Annotated in this window: 26 protein-coding genes; all 26 read left to right on the top strand. The window is 28.7% G+C overall.

Translation table 11 applies throughout. The features are described from left to right. Positions 1-34 precede the first annotated feature (34 nt). The 26 genes from tuf to rpsK all read left to right on the top strand — a co-directional run bounded on the left by tuf (position 35) and on the right by rpsK (position 13123). Complete coding sequence (gene tuf / locus BUCISPPA3004_RS01770; RefSeq protein WP_154049018.1) at positions 35-1219, top strand: elongation factor Tu; 1185 nt, start codon at positions 35-37, stop codon at positions 1217-1219. A 254-nt stretch (positions 1220-1473) separates the two neighbouring features. Then, a complete protein-coding gene (rpsJ, locus tag BUCISPPA3004_RS01765; protein WP_154049017.1) occupies positions 1474-1785 on the top strand; it encodes a 30S ribosomal protein S10 in 312 nt (103 codons plus the stop codon). Positions 1786-1836: 51 nt separating this feature from the next. Next, complete coding sequence (gene rplC / locus BUCISPPA3004_RS01760; RefSeq protein WP_154049016.1) at positions 1837-2469, top strand: 50S ribosomal protein L3; 633 nt, start codon at positions 1837-1839, stop codon at positions 2467-2469. Between the two features lie 13 nt (positions 2470-2482). After that, entirely contained in the window at positions 2483-3088 is a 606-nt protein-coding gene (gene rplD, locus BUCISPPA3004_RS01755) for a 50S ribosomal protein L4 (protein WP_154049015.1), read from the top strand. Beyond that, positions 3085-3387, top strand: coding sequence for a 50S ribosomal protein L23 (rplW, locus tag BUCISPPA3004_RS01750; protein ID WP_154049014.1), 303 nt, complete (start codon positions 3085-3087; stop codon positions 3385-3387). The genes rplD and rplW overlap by 4 nt, the downstream gene beginning before the upstream one ends. An 18-nt stretch (positions 3388-3405) precedes the next feature. Then, positions 3406-4227: a 50S ribosomal protein L2 gene (gene rplB, locus BUCISPPA3004_RS01745; RefSeq protein WP_154049013.1), complete on the top strand. Its 822-nt coding sequence runs from the start codon at positions 3406-3408 to the stop codon at positions 4225-4227. Positions 4228-4244: 17 nt separating this feature from the next. Further along, positions 4245-4529, top strand: coding sequence for a 30S ribosomal protein S19 (gene rpsS / locus BUCISPPA3004_RS01740; RefSeq protein WP_154049012.1), 285 nt, complete (start codon positions 4245-4247; stop codon positions 4527-4529). Positions 4530-4546: 17 nt separating this feature from the next. Next, complete coding sequence (gene rplV, locus BUCISPPA3004_RS01735; RefSeq protein ID WP_154049011.1) at positions 4547-4897, top strand: 50S ribosomal protein L22; 351 nt, start codon at positions 4547-4549, stop codon at positions 4895-4897. Continuing rightward, a complete protein-coding gene (gene rpsC / locus BUCISPPA3004_RS01730) occupies positions 4897-5601 on the top strand; it encodes a 30S ribosomal protein S3 (protein WP_154049010.1) in 705 nt (234 codons plus the stop codon). Before rplV ends, rpsC begins: the two co-directional genes overlap by 1 nt. Positions 5602-5619: 18 nt before the next feature. After that, on the top strand, positions 5620-6030 hold the full coding sequence (gene rplP, locus BUCISPPA3004_RS01725; RefSeq protein ID WP_154049009.1) for a 50S ribosomal protein L16: 411 nt from the start codon (positions 5620-5622) through the stop codon (positions 6028-6030). A gap of 2 nt (positions 6031-6032) precedes the next feature. Further along, positions 6033-6227, top strand: a complete 195-nt coding sequence (gene rpmC / locus BUCISPPA3004_RS01720; RefSeq protein WP_154049008.1) for a 50S ribosomal protein L29 — start codon at positions 6033-6035, stop codon at positions 6225-6227. After that, positions 6227-6481 (top strand): 30S ribosomal protein S17, encoded by a 255-nt coding sequence (gene rpsQ, locus BUCISPPA3004_RS01715; RefSeq protein ID WP_154049007.1) that lies wholly within the window; start codon positions 6227-6229, stop codon positions 6479-6481. The genes rpmC and rpsQ overlap by 1 nt, the downstream gene beginning before the upstream one ends. Positions 6482-6607: 126 nt before the next feature. Next, the gene (rplN, locus tag BUCISPPA3004_RS01710) at positions 6608-6979 is read left to right on the top strand and encodes a 50S ribosomal protein L14 (RefSeq protein WP_154049006.1); all 372 of its coding nucleotides are present in this window, start codon (positions 6608-6610) and stop codon (positions 6977-6979) included. 15 nt (positions 6980-6994) lie between these two features. Then, positions 6995-7312, top strand: a complete 318-nt coding sequence (gene rplX / locus BUCISPPA3004_RS01705; RefSeq protein WP_154049005.1) for a 50S ribosomal protein L24 — start codon at positions 6995-6997, stop codon at positions 7310-7312. A gap of 17 nt (positions 7313-7329) precedes the next feature. Next, entirely contained in the window at positions 7330-7869 is a 540-nt protein-coding gene (rplE, locus tag BUCISPPA3004_RS01700; RefSeq protein ID WP_154049004.1) for a 50S ribosomal protein L5, read from the top strand. 19 nt (positions 7870-7888) lie between these two features. After that, positions 7889-8194 (top strand): 30S ribosomal protein S14, encoded by a 306-nt coding sequence (rpsN, locus tag BUCISPPA3004_RS01695; RefSeq protein WP_154049003.1) that lies wholly within the window; start codon positions 7889-7891, stop codon positions 8192-8194. A 49-nt stretch (positions 8195-8243) separates the two neighbouring features. Next, on the top strand, positions 8244-8636 hold the full coding sequence (gene rpsH, locus BUCISPPA3004_RS01690; RefSeq protein WP_154049002.1) for a 30S ribosomal protein S8: 393 nt from the start codon (positions 8244-8246) through the stop codon (positions 8634-8636). A gap of 34 nt (positions 8637-8670) precedes the next feature. Then, positions 8671-9210, top strand: a complete 540-nt coding sequence (rplF, locus tag BUCISPPA3004_RS01685) for a 50S ribosomal protein L6 (protein WP_154049001.1) — start codon at positions 8671-8673, stop codon at positions 9208-9210. Between the two features lies 1 nt (position 9211). Then, positions 9212-9580 (top strand): 50S ribosomal protein L18, encoded by a 369-nt coding sequence (gene rplR / locus BUCISPPA3004_RS01680; protein ID WP_154049076.1) that lies wholly within the window; start codon positions 9212-9214, stop codon positions 9578-9580. A gap of 19 nt (positions 9581-9599) precedes the next feature. Then, positions 9600-10094 (top strand): 30S ribosomal protein S5, encoded by a 495-nt coding sequence (gene rpsE, locus BUCISPPA3004_RS01675; protein WP_154049000.1) that lies wholly within the window; start codon positions 9600-9602, stop codon positions 10092-10094. A gap of 23 nt (positions 10095-10117) precedes the next feature. Further along, on the top strand, positions 10118-10312 hold the full coding sequence (rpmD, locus tag BUCISPPA3004_RS01670) for a 50S ribosomal protein L30 (RefSeq protein ID WP_154048999.1): 195 nt from the start codon (positions 10118-10120) through the stop codon (positions 10310-10312). Further along, positions 10303-10740 (top strand): 50S ribosomal protein L15, encoded by a 438-nt coding sequence (rplO, locus tag BUCISPPA3004_RS01665; protein ID WP_154048998.1) that lies wholly within the window; start codon positions 10303-10305, stop codon positions 10738-10740. The genes rpmD and rplO overlap by 10 nt, the downstream gene beginning before the upstream one ends. Before the next feature lie 44 nt (positions 10741-10784). Further along, on the top strand, positions 10785-12080 hold the full coding sequence (secY, locus tag BUCISPPA3004_RS01660) for a preprotein translocase subunit SecY (protein WP_154048997.1): 1296 nt from the start codon (positions 10785-10787) through the stop codon (positions 12078-12080). A 35-nt stretch (positions 12081-12115) separates the two neighbouring features. Continuing rightward, the gene (rpmJ, locus tag BUCISPPA3004_RS01655; RefSeq protein WP_154048996.1) at positions 12116-12232 is read left to right on the top strand and encodes a 50S ribosomal protein L36; all 117 of its coding nucleotides are present in this window, start codon (positions 12116-12118) and stop codon (positions 12230-12232) included. A 119-nt stretch (positions 12233-12351) separates the two neighbouring features. Beyond that, positions 12352-12711, top strand: coding sequence for a 30S ribosomal protein S13 (gene rpsM, locus BUCISPPA3004_RS01650; RefSeq protein WP_154048995.1), 360 nt, complete (start codon positions 12352-12354; stop codon positions 12709-12711). A gap of 19 nt (positions 12712-12730) precedes the next feature. Continuing rightward, complete coding sequence (gene rpsK, locus BUCISPPA3004_RS01645; RefSeq protein WP_420021851.1) at positions 12731-13123, top strand: 30S ribosomal protein S11; 393 nt, start codon at positions 12731-12733, stop codon at positions 13121-13123. Positions 13124-13142: the final 19 nt, after the last annotated feature.

The raw sequence follows: 13142 nt of genomic DNA, 5'->3' as shown, positions 1-13142 counted from the left end.
TAAAAAATAAGTTGAATAACTACAGGAATAAATGATGTCAAAAGAAAAATTTAATCGTTCTAAACCACATATTAATGTGGGAACTATTGGACATGTAGATCACGGAAAAACTACTTTAACAGCAGCTATTACGACTGTTTTATCTAAACGATTTGGTGGTAAAGCTTGTGCATTTGAGCAAATTGATAATGCTCCAGAAGAGAAGGCTAGAGGAATTACTATTAATACTTCGCATGTTGAATATGACACAGAACTTCGTCATTACGCTCATGTTGATTGTCCTGGACATGCAGATTATATCAAGAATATGATTACTGGAGCTGCTCAAATGGATGGAGCGATTCTGGTGGTAGCTGCTACTGATGGTCCTATGCCTCAAACTCGGGAACATATCTTGTTAGGTAGACAAGTTGGTGTTCCACATATTATCGTTTTTTTAAATAAATGTGATATGGTAGATGATGAAGAATTACTAGAATTAGTAGAGATGGAAGTACGTGATTTATTAACACAATATGATTTTCCAGGAGATGATATTCCAATTGTTAGAGGGTCTGCTTTAAAAGCTTTAGAAGGTGATAAAATTTGGGAAGATAAAATTATTGAATTATCTAATCATTTAGATAAATATATTCCTATACCAACGAGAGCGATTGATGCTCCCTTTTTGCTACCAATAGAAGATGTATTTTCTATTTCAGGTAGGGGTACGGTAGTAACTGGGCGTATTGAGCGAGGTATTGTTAAGGTTGGCGAAGAAATTGAAATTGTAGGAATTAAACCGACAGTTAAAACAATATGTACAGGTGTAGAAATGTTTCGTAAATTATTAGATGAAGGTCGTGCTGGAGAAAATGTTGGTATTTTATTGAGAGGAACAAAACGTGATGATATTGAACGCGGACAAGTTCTATCTAAACCTGGCACTATTCATCCTCATTTAAAATTTGAATCTGAAGTATATGTATTATCTAAAGAAGAAGGAGGAAGACATACTCCTTTTTTTAAAGGATATCGTCCTCAATTTTATTTTCGTACTACAGATGTTACCGGATCAATTGAATTACCAGAGAATGTAGAAATGGTTATGCCTGGTGATAACATAAAAATGACAGTAACTTTAATACATCCTATTGCTATGTCTGAAGGATTACGTTTTGCAATTCGAGAAGGAGGTAGAACAGTTGGAGCGGGTGTAGTTATAAAAGTTATTGCATAATATTAATATAAATTTTATTATATATCAATGTTTTTATGTTTTGTCAAGAATAGAGCTTTATCTCTTTTCTTGACATATTAAAAATATAAGTAGAAACTTAATTTTAATTACTTTTAAAAATTATTATTTTATGTTGTATGTAAAATTTTTAAACCTGTTTTTTATAATGAATCATTTATACTTATAAATATGTTGATTTTTTTAAGTGAAGTTTATAGGGATAAGTTTTATTTAAATAAAGGAGTTCTGTATTTATGCAGAATCAAAGAATTCGTATTCGTTTAAAGGCTTTTGATTATCGTTTAATTGATCAGTCTACAATAGAAATTGTAGATACAGCAAAACGTACTGGAGCTAAAGTTTTAGGTCCTATTCCTTTACCTACAAAAAAGGAAAGGTTTACTATTTTAATATCGCCACATGTTAACAAAGATGCTCGTGATCAATATGAAATCAGAACTCACAAACGATTAATTGATATTGTGCAGCCAACTGAAAAAACTGTAGATGCTTTAATGCGATTAGATCTTGCTGCTGGTGTAGATGTACAAATTAGTTTAGGTTAAAAGTAATTTAGTATGTAATTTTATTTATTAATTAATAAAGGTAAATAAGAAATGATAGGTTTAGTAGGAAAAAAATTAGGAATTACGCGTATTTTTACAAAGGATAGTTTATCCATACCAGTAACTTTAATAGAAGTTTTAGATAATTTTGTAGTACAGATTAAATCATTAAAAACAGATAATTATGAATCTATTCAAGTAACTACAGGAATAAAAAAAAAAAATAATATTCTGAAACCAGAAAAAGGTCATTTTTTAAAATACAAGGCTTCTGTAGGTAGAGGTTTATGGGAATTTAGGTGTAAAAAGGTATTGCGATTTAAATGTGGTCAAAGAATAACTATTAATTCATTTAGTAATGTGAAACGGGTGGATGTAACTGGTGTTTCAAAAGGAAAAGGATTTTCTGGGACGGTTAAACGCTGGAATTTTAGAATGCAAGATGCTACTCATGGAAATTCTTTATCTCATCGTGTTCCAGGTTCGATTGGTCAAAATCAAACTCCGGGACATGTTTTTAAGGGTAAAAAAATGTCCGGTCATTTAGGTAATACATGTATTACCATTCAAAATTTGAGCATTATTAAAATAGATGATATTAAAAAAATAATGTTAATTAAAGGATCTATTCCTGGTTATGTTGGAAGTGACATAGTTTTAAAACCTTCTGTTAAGGAAAAATAAAGGAGTATGGAGTATGGAATTGATATTACAGGATACTAATGAAATACATGTATTATCTGAGAAAGTTTTTAACGTATCGTTTAATGAATCTCTAGTTCATCAAACTGTAGTTACCTACTTGGCTCGTAAAAGACAAGGAAGTAAAGCTCAAAAAAGTCGTTCAGAAGTATCTGGTTCAGGTAAAAAACCATGGAGACAAAAAGGTACAGGTAAGGCACGAGCAGGATCTTTAAGAAGTCCTATTTGGAGATCAGGTGGTGTAACTTTTGCAGCTAAACCTAAAAAATATATTTTAAAAATAAATAAAAAAATGTATCAAGGCGCTTTGAAAAGTATTTTTTCAGAATTAATTAGACAAAATCGTTTATTTTTATTTGCAGATTTTTTTTTAGAATCTCCTAAAACAAAAATTTTGTTTAAAAAATTACAATCTATGAATTTCAAACGTGTTCTGATTATTACTGATCCGATTGATCAAAATTTGTCTTATGCTGCTAGAAACTTATATTATGTATGTGTGTTGAGTGTTAATGCTATTAATCCTGTTAGTTTGATATCATATGATACTATATTAATTACAATATCAGCGATTAAAAAAATTGAGGATATGTTTCAATGATTCTTACAGAAAAATTATTAAAAGTGCTATTATCTTCGCATGTTTCTGAGAAAACATCCAATTCTATGCAACAACATAATACCGTAGTAGTTAAAGTAAAAAAAAATGTTACTAAATTAGAAATTAAACTAGCTGTTGAAAAAATTTTTCAGGTTCGAGTATATAAAATTAATACCTTGATTATTAAAGGAAAGAAAAAACGTCAAAAAAATAAAGTATGTAAGCGCATGGATTGGAAAAAAGCTTATGTAATTTTACAATCTGGTCAAAACTTAGAATTTTTAGGACATTCTAAATGAATATGATAAGGAGTTTATGTGACAATTATAAAGTGTAAGCCAACATCTCCTGGTAGGCGTCATGTAATTAAAGTAAATAATCCTGGTTTGTATAAAGGAAAACCTTACGCACCTCTTTTACAGACTAAAGTTAAAACTGGAGGAAGAAATAATTGCGGTCGTATTACTACTAGACATATAGGTGGAGGACATAAAAGACTATATCGTTGTATTGATTTTAAACGATGTAAGGATAATATTAAAGCGGTTGTTCAAAGAATTGAATATGATCCAAATCGATCGTCTAATATTGCACTTATATTATATAAAGATGGCAGTAGGTACTATATTTTAGAACCTAAAGGTATTCAAATAGGTGATGTAATTGAATCAGGTTCTTCAGTATCAATTAAAACTGGAAATGCTTTACCTATTAAAAATATTCCTATAGGAACGGTAATGCATAATATTGAGGTAAAAATTGGTAAGGGAGGGCAAATAGCCAGATCTGCTGGTAGTTATGCGCAATTAATTTCTAAAGATGATACATATTCTGTTGTTCGTTTACGTTCAGGAGAATTAAGAAAAATACATGTAGAATGTCGAGCTACAATAGGTGAAGTAGGTAATTCAGAACATATGTTACGTATGTTAGGTAAAGCTGGAGCTACTCGTCATCGAGGTGTTCGACCTACAGTACGTGGTACAGCTATGAATCCTATCGATCATCCACATGGTGGTGGTGAAGGAAGGAATTTTGGTAAACATCCAGTTAGTCCGTGGGGTGTAAATACGAAAGGTAAAAAAACTCGTAAAAATAAACGAACTGAATCGTTTATTATACGTCATAGAAAAAAATAACTATAGGATAATTGTATATGCCTCGCTCTCTTCGGAAAGGTCCTTTTATTGATGGTCATTTATTAAAAAAAGTTCAGAAGTCTTTAAAAGAAGAAAAAAAAAAACCAGTTCGTACTTGGTCTAGACGTTCTACCATTTTTCCTAATATGATTGGTTTGACTATATCTGTTCATAATGGTCGTCAGCATATTCCAGTATTTATTACAGAAGAAATGGTTGGTCATAAGTTAGGAGAATTTTCTATGACTAGAACTTATAGAGGACATATTGCAGATAAAAAAATTAAAAAAACCTTAAAATAAATAATAAAGAAAAAAAAATGAATATATTAGCGAAATATAATCAAATTCGTTCTTCTGCTCAAAAAATTCGTCTAATAGCTAATATTATTCGCGGTAAAAAAGCATTATTAGCATTACGAATTTTATCTAGTGTAAACAAAAAATCAGCATTGTTAATAAAAAAATTACTGCATTCAGCTTTGGCTAATGCTGAACATAATTATGATATTGATTTAAAAATATTAACTATTTCACAAATTTTTGTTAATAGTGGTAGTAGTATGAAACGTATGATGCCTAGAGCAAAAGGTAGAGCAGATAGGATTTTAAAAAGAACTAGTCATGTAACAATTGTTTTATCTGATATAAAACGTTGTGGAGGATTATAATGGGTCAAAAAGTACATCCTAATGGTATGCGATTAGGTATTATTAAATCGTGGAACTCTATTTGGTTTGCTAGTAAAAAAGAATTTTCAAATTATATAGATAGTGATTTTCAAGTGCGTAGATTTATAATGAAAAAGTTGATTACTGCATCTATTTCAAAAATAATTATTGAACGTTTATCGAAAAGTATTAAATTAACTATTTATACAGCTAGACCTGGCATTGTAATTGGTAAAAAAGGTGAAGATGTTGAAAAATTACGAATTCAAATTTCTAATTTAACATCGGTTCCAGCTCAAATTAATATTTCTGAAATTCGAAAACCAGAACTAGATGCTAAATTAGTAGCTGATAACATTGCATCTCAATTAGAGAGAAGAATAATGTTTCGTAGAGCTATGAAACGTTCTGTACAAAACGCTATACGTCAAGGCGCAAAAGGTATAAAAATTGAAGTGAGTGGACGTTTAGGTGGAGTAGAAATTGCGCGAAGAGAATGGTACAGAGAGGGCAGAGTTCCTTTACATACTTTGAGGGCTAATATCGAATATAGTGCATCAGAAGCACATACTACATATGGAGTTATTGGTGTAAAAGTATGGATTTTTAAAGGTGAAATATTAGGTGGAATGGTTTTAGATAAATTACAAGATAAAAAAAAATTTGGTTTTATGAAAAAATTTTCTCGAAAATATCGTAGATAAAATTACGGAGATGTGTGTATGTTACAACCAAAACGTACTAAGTTTCGTAAAATGCATAAAGGAAAAAATAGAGGTCTTTCGGTTGATAATAAAATAAGTTTTGGAACGTATGGTTTAAAAGCTATTGATAGGGGTAGGCTGACAGCTAGACAAATTGAATCAGCTCGTAAGACAATCACTAGATCAGTTAAACGTCAAGGAAAAATGTGGATTCGTGTGTTTCCTGATAAACCTATTACACAAAAACCTTTAGAAGTACGCATGGGAAAAGGTAAAGGTAATGTAGAATACTGGGTTGCTTTAGTTCAACCTGGAAAAATACTATATGAAATTGAAGGTATTTCTGAACAAGAATCACGTTCTGTTTTCAAATTAGCCTCATCTAAATTACCTATTAAAACTATTTTTGTTTCTAAAACGGTATTCTAATTATGCATAATATTACACAATATGATACTAGTAAACAAGATTTAAAAAAAAAATTATTAGAGTTATTGCAGGAACAATTAAATATGCGTTTACAATTAGCATCTGGAAAACTAAAAAAAACTCATATAATGAAAAAAATTAGAAAAGAAATTGCACGCATAAAAACTGTTTTAACAGATCGGATAAATAATACATAATGAATGATAAAAAAAACATTTTAAAAGGTTGTGTTGTTAGTAATAAAATGCAAAAATCTGTAATTGTAAATATAGATCGTAAAATAAAACACGTTATTTATGGAAAATTTGTAAAAAAAAGAACAAAATTATGTGTACATGATCCACAAGATGCTTGTAAAATTGGTGATATAGTTGAAATTTATGAATGCCGACCAATTTCTAAGACTAAATCTTGGACTCTTTTGCGTATTTTAGAAAAATCTTTTATTTAAAATTTTTTATTTTTATACACGGAGGCATGAGAATTATGAATAGATAGTTTCATGTCTTCTGTTATTATATTTTAATATTTATATTTTTAAAACTTTATATTTTATATAAAAAATATAGGATTATATATGATTCAAGTACAAACCATTTTATATGTAGCTGATAATTCTGGCGCTCGATTAGTTATGTGCATAAAAGTATTAGGAGGTTCTCGTCGACGATATGCTGGAATTGGTGATATAATTAAAGTAGCAATTAAAGAGGCAATTCCTCGTAGTAAAGTTAAAAAAGGTGATGTTATGAAAGCAGTTATTGTTCGTACTAAAAAAGGGATTCGTAGATCAGACGGATCAATGATTTGTTTTGATAATAATGCATGTGTTATTTTAAATGATACAACCGGTCAGCCTATTGGAACTCGGATATTTGGTCCTGTGACAAGAGAATTAAGAACAGAATCTTTTATGAAAATTATTTCTTTAGCTCCAGAAGTATTATGATAAGGAAACTAAATAATGGCTGCAAAAATACGTTTTCATGATGTAGTGATAGTATTAACAGGAAGAGATAAAGGTAAAATAGGTATAGTACAAAAGATGTGTTATAGCGATAGAACAGTTATTGTTCAAGGTGTTCATTTAGTTAAAAAACATCAAAAAGCAATTCCAGAAAAACAACAAGTAGCTGGAATTATTTCAAGAGAGTTGCCTATTCATATCTCTAACGTTTCTATTTTTAATAAAGAAACCAATAAAGCGGATAAAATAGAATTTTGTTGGATTAATGGCAAAAAAATGCGCAGATATAAATCTACTAAAGAATTATTGAAGTAAAGTAAGGAAATTAAAGTATGAAAAGACTACATCTTTATTATTTAAATTATGTAATTCCTACGTTAATGAAGGAATTAAATTATTCTACCGTTATGGCTGTTCCTCAAATTGAAAAAATTACTTTAAATATGGGTATAGGAAAATCCGTAACAGATAAAAAAGTATTAGAACATGCTATGAATGATTTAATGAGAATTTCTGGTCAAAAACCAGTTATAACTGTTGCTAAAAAATCTATTGCAACTTTTAAAATTCGTAAGGGTTATCCAATAGGATGTAAGGTTACTTTAAGAGGAACAAGAAAATGGGATTTTTTTGATAAATTAATAACTATTGCAATACCTCGTATACGTGATTTTAGAGGTTTATCACGAAAATCATTTGATGGTACGGGTAATTATAGCTTAGGCATTCGTGAACAAATTATTTTTCCTGAAATTAATTACGAAAAAATTGATTCTATTAGAGGCATGGATATTACAATTACTACAAATGCTAATTCTGATCAGGAATGTGAGCGTTTACTTTCAGCATTTAATTTTCCTTTTCAAAAATAAAATTATAATGGTAAAAATAATGGCAAAACAATCTATGAAATTTAGAGAAATTAAAAGAGTTAAATTAGCAATTAAATATTATTCAGCGCGTGTTCAATTAAAAAAAATCATAAAATCAAAATTATCATTAGATAAAGATCGTTGGAATGCTATGCTTAAACTACAAACTCTTCCTAGAGATTCTAGTCCATCACGACAACGTAATCGTTGTCGACAAACTGGACGTCCACACGCTTTTCTTCGCAAGTTTGGATTGAGTCGTATGAAGTTACGTGAATCTGCTATGCGAGGAGAAATACCGGGTTTAACAAAAGCAAGTTGGTAATTTTTAGATATTATAAATTAACTTAATTATATGATATAAGGTGTATTTTATGAGTATGCAAGATCCCATATCAGATATGTTGACATCTATTCGTAATGGTCAACATTCTAATAAAATTTTTGTAACTGTTCCTTTTTCTAAAATTAAAGAAAATATTATTAAAGTTTTGAAGTATGAAGGATATATTTGTAATTATAAAATACAGAATATTCATATTTCTCAATTAAAGATTTTTTTAAAATATTATAATGGAAAATCAGTTATTGAACATATTTCTAGAGTTAGTCGTCCAAGTCTACGTCGGTATTGTACGAAATATAAAATACCTGTTGTAATGAATAATTTAGGTATCGCTATTCTTTCTACTTCTAGGGGAATAATGACTAATAAAATTGCACGAAAAAAAGGATTAGGTGGAGAAATTATATGTTATGTAAGTTAAGTTTATTAATATTTTTGAATAGAGGAATATAAAAATGTCTCGTGTTGCAAAATCATCTATTATCATTCCAAATAATGTAGCTGTTGATTTATCTAATTACAAAATTACAGTAAACGGACCTTTAGGTTCATTAACGCGCATAATACATGTATGTGTAAAAATTCTTAAAAAAGATGGTTCTTTGTTTTTTTCACATAATCATTTATCTACATCATACGGTTGGATGCAAGCTGGTACTTGTCGTTCTTTAGTTTATTCTATGATTTTAGGTGTTACAGAAGGTTTTAAAAAACAATTAAATTTATTGGGTGTTGGGTATCGTGTTATACTAGAAAGTAAAAATATCCTAAAATTATATTTAGGCTTTTCGCATCCTGTAATTTATAAAATTCCACATATAGTAACAGCTTCAATTATATCTCAAAGTGAGATTGTTTTAAAGAGTATAGATAAACAATTAGTTGGACAAGTAGCAGCAAATATACGATTATATCGTGTTCCTGAACCTTATAAAGGAAAAGGTATTCGTTATTTGCATGAAACTGTACGTATTAAGGAGGCTAAAAAAAAATAGTATGAAAGGAAAAATTAATAAAAAATATTCACGAATTCGTCGATGCACTAAAATACGTAAAAATAAATATTCTAATCAATTATTTCGCTTAGTAGTGCATCGTACATCTAAACATATATACGCACAAATTATAGTTTCTAAAGAATCTATTGTTTCTACGTGTGCTTCTACTGTAGAGTTTAAAAAATTAAACATTAACCATACCTATACTGGTAATAAACATTCTGCTAAAATAATTGGACAATTAATTGCTGAAAGAGCATTACAAAAAGGAATAAAAATTGTTTTTTTTGATCGTTCTGGTTTTAAATATCATGGTCGAGTTAAAGAATTAGCGGAATCTGCTCGTATATCTGGTTTGGTTTTTTAAATAGAAAAGGATGACATATATGAATTTTGATAAAAAATTATCTCTAGATTTACAGGAAAAATTAATTATAGTTAATCGTGTCTCTAAAACAGTGAAGGGAGGAAGAATTTTTTCTTTTACTGCTTTGACAGTAGTAGGTAACGGTAAAGGAAAAGTAGGTTTTGGTTATGGAAAGGCTCGGGAAGTTCCTGCAGCTATTCAAAAATCTATGGAAAGAGCTAGAAAAAATATGATTATAATTCCATTACATAGAAATACTATACAACATTCGGTATATGGTTCTCATACAGGATCTAAGATATTTATGAAACCTGCATCAGATGGTACCGGAATTATTGCTGGTGGTGCAATGAGGTTTGTATTAGAAGTCGTAGGAATTCAGAATATTTTAGCTAAAATATATGGATCTACTAATCCTATCAATGTAGTTAGAGCTACCATTGATGGTTTAAAAAAAATTCGATCACCAGAAATGATAGCACAAAAACTTAGTAAATCTATTATTAATATTTAAAATAAAATGGTGTATTTTTGTTTATGAAAAAAATTTTTATTACGCAAATAAAAAGTAAAATTGGTCGTTTACCTAAACATATAGCTACGATTAAAGGATTAGGTTTACGTCATATTGGTGATACTGTACAACGAGAAGATACTCCATCTATTCGTGGTATGATTAAAAAAGTTTCTTATATGGTGTCTGTTAATAAAGAGGAAAAATTATGTATCTAAATGTATTGTCGAACTCCATATATATAAAAAAAAAAAGAAAACGTATATGTAGAGGGATTGGTTCAGGTTTAGGAAAAACAGGTGGAAGAGGACATAAAGGTCAAAAATCTAGATCGGGAGGAAAGGTTAGAAAAAGTTTTGAAGGAGGACAAACACCTTTATATAGAAGAATTCCTAAATTTGGTTTTACATCCAAAAAGAAAATGTTTATAGATGAAGTTAGATTGTTTGAATTGAATAGAATTTCTCATTTCAAGATAATAAATATGTCTGTTTTAAAAAAAACAAATTTAATTAAAAAAAATATTAGATATGTTAAGATTATCAAGATTGGAATGATAGAAAAACCAATAGTAATTTCTGGATTATCTGTTACTAAAGGAGTACGGTTATATATTGAATCAATTGGAGGAATGATTACAAACTAAATGTTTTTTATTTAAATAATTTTACTACTAACAGAAAATACATTATGTCTATATTATATAATTTAAAAAAAAGAATGTTATTGGTACTTGTTGCTATTATAATATTTCGTATTGGTTCTTTTATACCTATTCCAGGTATTAATATGAAGGTTTTAGAACAATTCCTTATCCATAAAAATAGTTCTTTGTTTACTATGTTTAATATTTTTTCTGGAGGATCTTTAAATCGTATTTCAATATTTACGCTGGGTGTAATGCCATATATTTCCTCTTCTATTATAATGCAGTTATTAACATTGATTTGCTCACATTTACGTAATTTAAAAAAAGAAGGAGAAGAAGGAACAAAAAAAATTAACCAGTATACTAAATATTTAACATTATTTTTATCTGTAATTCAATCAATTAGTGTTGTGATTGGACTACCGTTTATTCCTGGTATGCAAAATATTTTTGTGTTTACAGATTTTTATTTTTATATAATTTCAATCATTAGCATGGTAACAGGAACTATTTTTTTGATGTGGTTAGGAGAATTTATTACAGATAAAGGAATAGGTAACGGTATTTCTTTAATAATTTTTTTTGGAATAATATCCTCTTTGCCTGTTTCTATAAACAAAACATTTTCTGTAATGAATATTTATAATTTTAATAATTTATATTTGTTATCGATACTGCTAGTTATGTTATTTGTAATTTTTACAGTAGTATTTTTCGAAAAAAGTCAACGTAACATTGTTGTGTGCTATGCTCGTCGTCATCAAGGTAGAAATATGCATTCATCACATCATAGTTACTTACCTTTAAAAGTTAATATGGCCGGTGTTGTACCTGTTATTTTTTCTTCTAGTCTGATTCTTTTTCCATCTATTATTGTAACATATTGTCGTCATGTTTTTCATGATAAAATATTTCTAATAAAATTTTTTGATTTTTTTAAATTTAATCATAGTGTTTTTGTATGTACAAATGTAATATTAATAATATTTTTTTGTTTTTTTTATACTAGTGTAATGTTTAATTCTAAAGATACTGCTACTAATTTAAAAAAATCAGGTGCTTTTGTGCCTGGAATTAGACCTGGATTACGAACTGAACAATACATTAAAAAAATTGTTTTAAAGTTAACAACAATTGGTTCTATGTATACTGTATTTATATGTTTAATACCAGATATTATGCATTATTGTTTAAAAGTCCCTTTTTATTTCGGGGGTACTTCTTTATTGATTGTAGTAGTAGTACTCATGGAATTTATTATGCAAATACAAACATTAATGATGTCTACTCGATATAAAAAAATATTAAAAAAAGCGAATTTATATTTAAAAAATTAAAATAATATCAGTATAATGTTTATTTTGGAGTATCAATGAAAGTTCGCGCATCAGTTAAAAAATTGTGTCGTAGTTGTAAAATTGTTCGTCGAAAAAATGTAATTCGTGTTGTTTGCAAGAATGATCCTAAACATAAACAAAGACAAGGATAATATTCATATATACTTCTTTGTTATAAAGATAATATTTTTTAATAATTCAGTAAATACTGTTGTGTGTAGTTATATATAAATTAGATATCTAATTTACTAGATATAGAGAGGATACTTTTGTGACAAGAATTGCTGGGATAAATATTCCTGATCATAAGCATGTATTAATAGCTTTAACTGGAATTTATGGAATTGGTTTATCATTGTCTAAAAAAATTTGTAATGCTATAAATCTTAGATATGACATTAAAATTAATACATTAAATGAACAACAAATTGATAAATTGCGTAAACTTATATCTACTCTTGTTATTGAAGGAGATTTACGTAGGGAAAGAACTATTAACATAAAAAGGTTAATGGATATTGGCTGTTATAGAGGAGTGCGTCATCGTAAACACTTGCCAGTACGCGGACAAAGAACGAAAACAAATGCTCGTACATGCAAAGGTCCTAGAAAGTTAATAAAAAGTAGATAACTTAGGAAAATAATTGATTATGTCAAAAAAAATAGCAAAGATTCCTAAAAAAAATATAAAAAAACAAGTTTTAGATGGTATTGCGCATATTCATGCATCGTTTAATAATACAATTGTTACTATTACTGATCGTCAAGGAAATACTCTAGGATGGGCTACTTCTGGAGGTTCTGGTTTTCGAGGTTCAAGAAAATCTACTCCGTTTGCTGCTCAAGTAGCAGCAGAAAAATGTGCTGATCGAGTTAAAGACTATGGAATAAAAAATTTAGAAATTATGGTTAAAGGTCCTGGTCCTGGTCGTGAATCTACAATTCGAGCTTTAAACGCTTCAGGTTTTCGGATTACTAATATTACAGATGTTACTCCTATTCCTCATAACGGATGTCGACCCTCTAAAAAACGTAGAGTTTAATGATTTTATGTACATATAA

Source organism: Buchnera aphidicola (Cinara splendens), from assembly GCF_900698975.1.
GTDB lineage: Bacteria > Pseudomonadota > Gammaproteobacteria > Enterobacterales > Enterobacteriaceae > Buchnera_F > Buchnera_F aphidicola_AI.
This window is presented reverse-complemented; position numbering and strand designations above follow the sequence as displayed.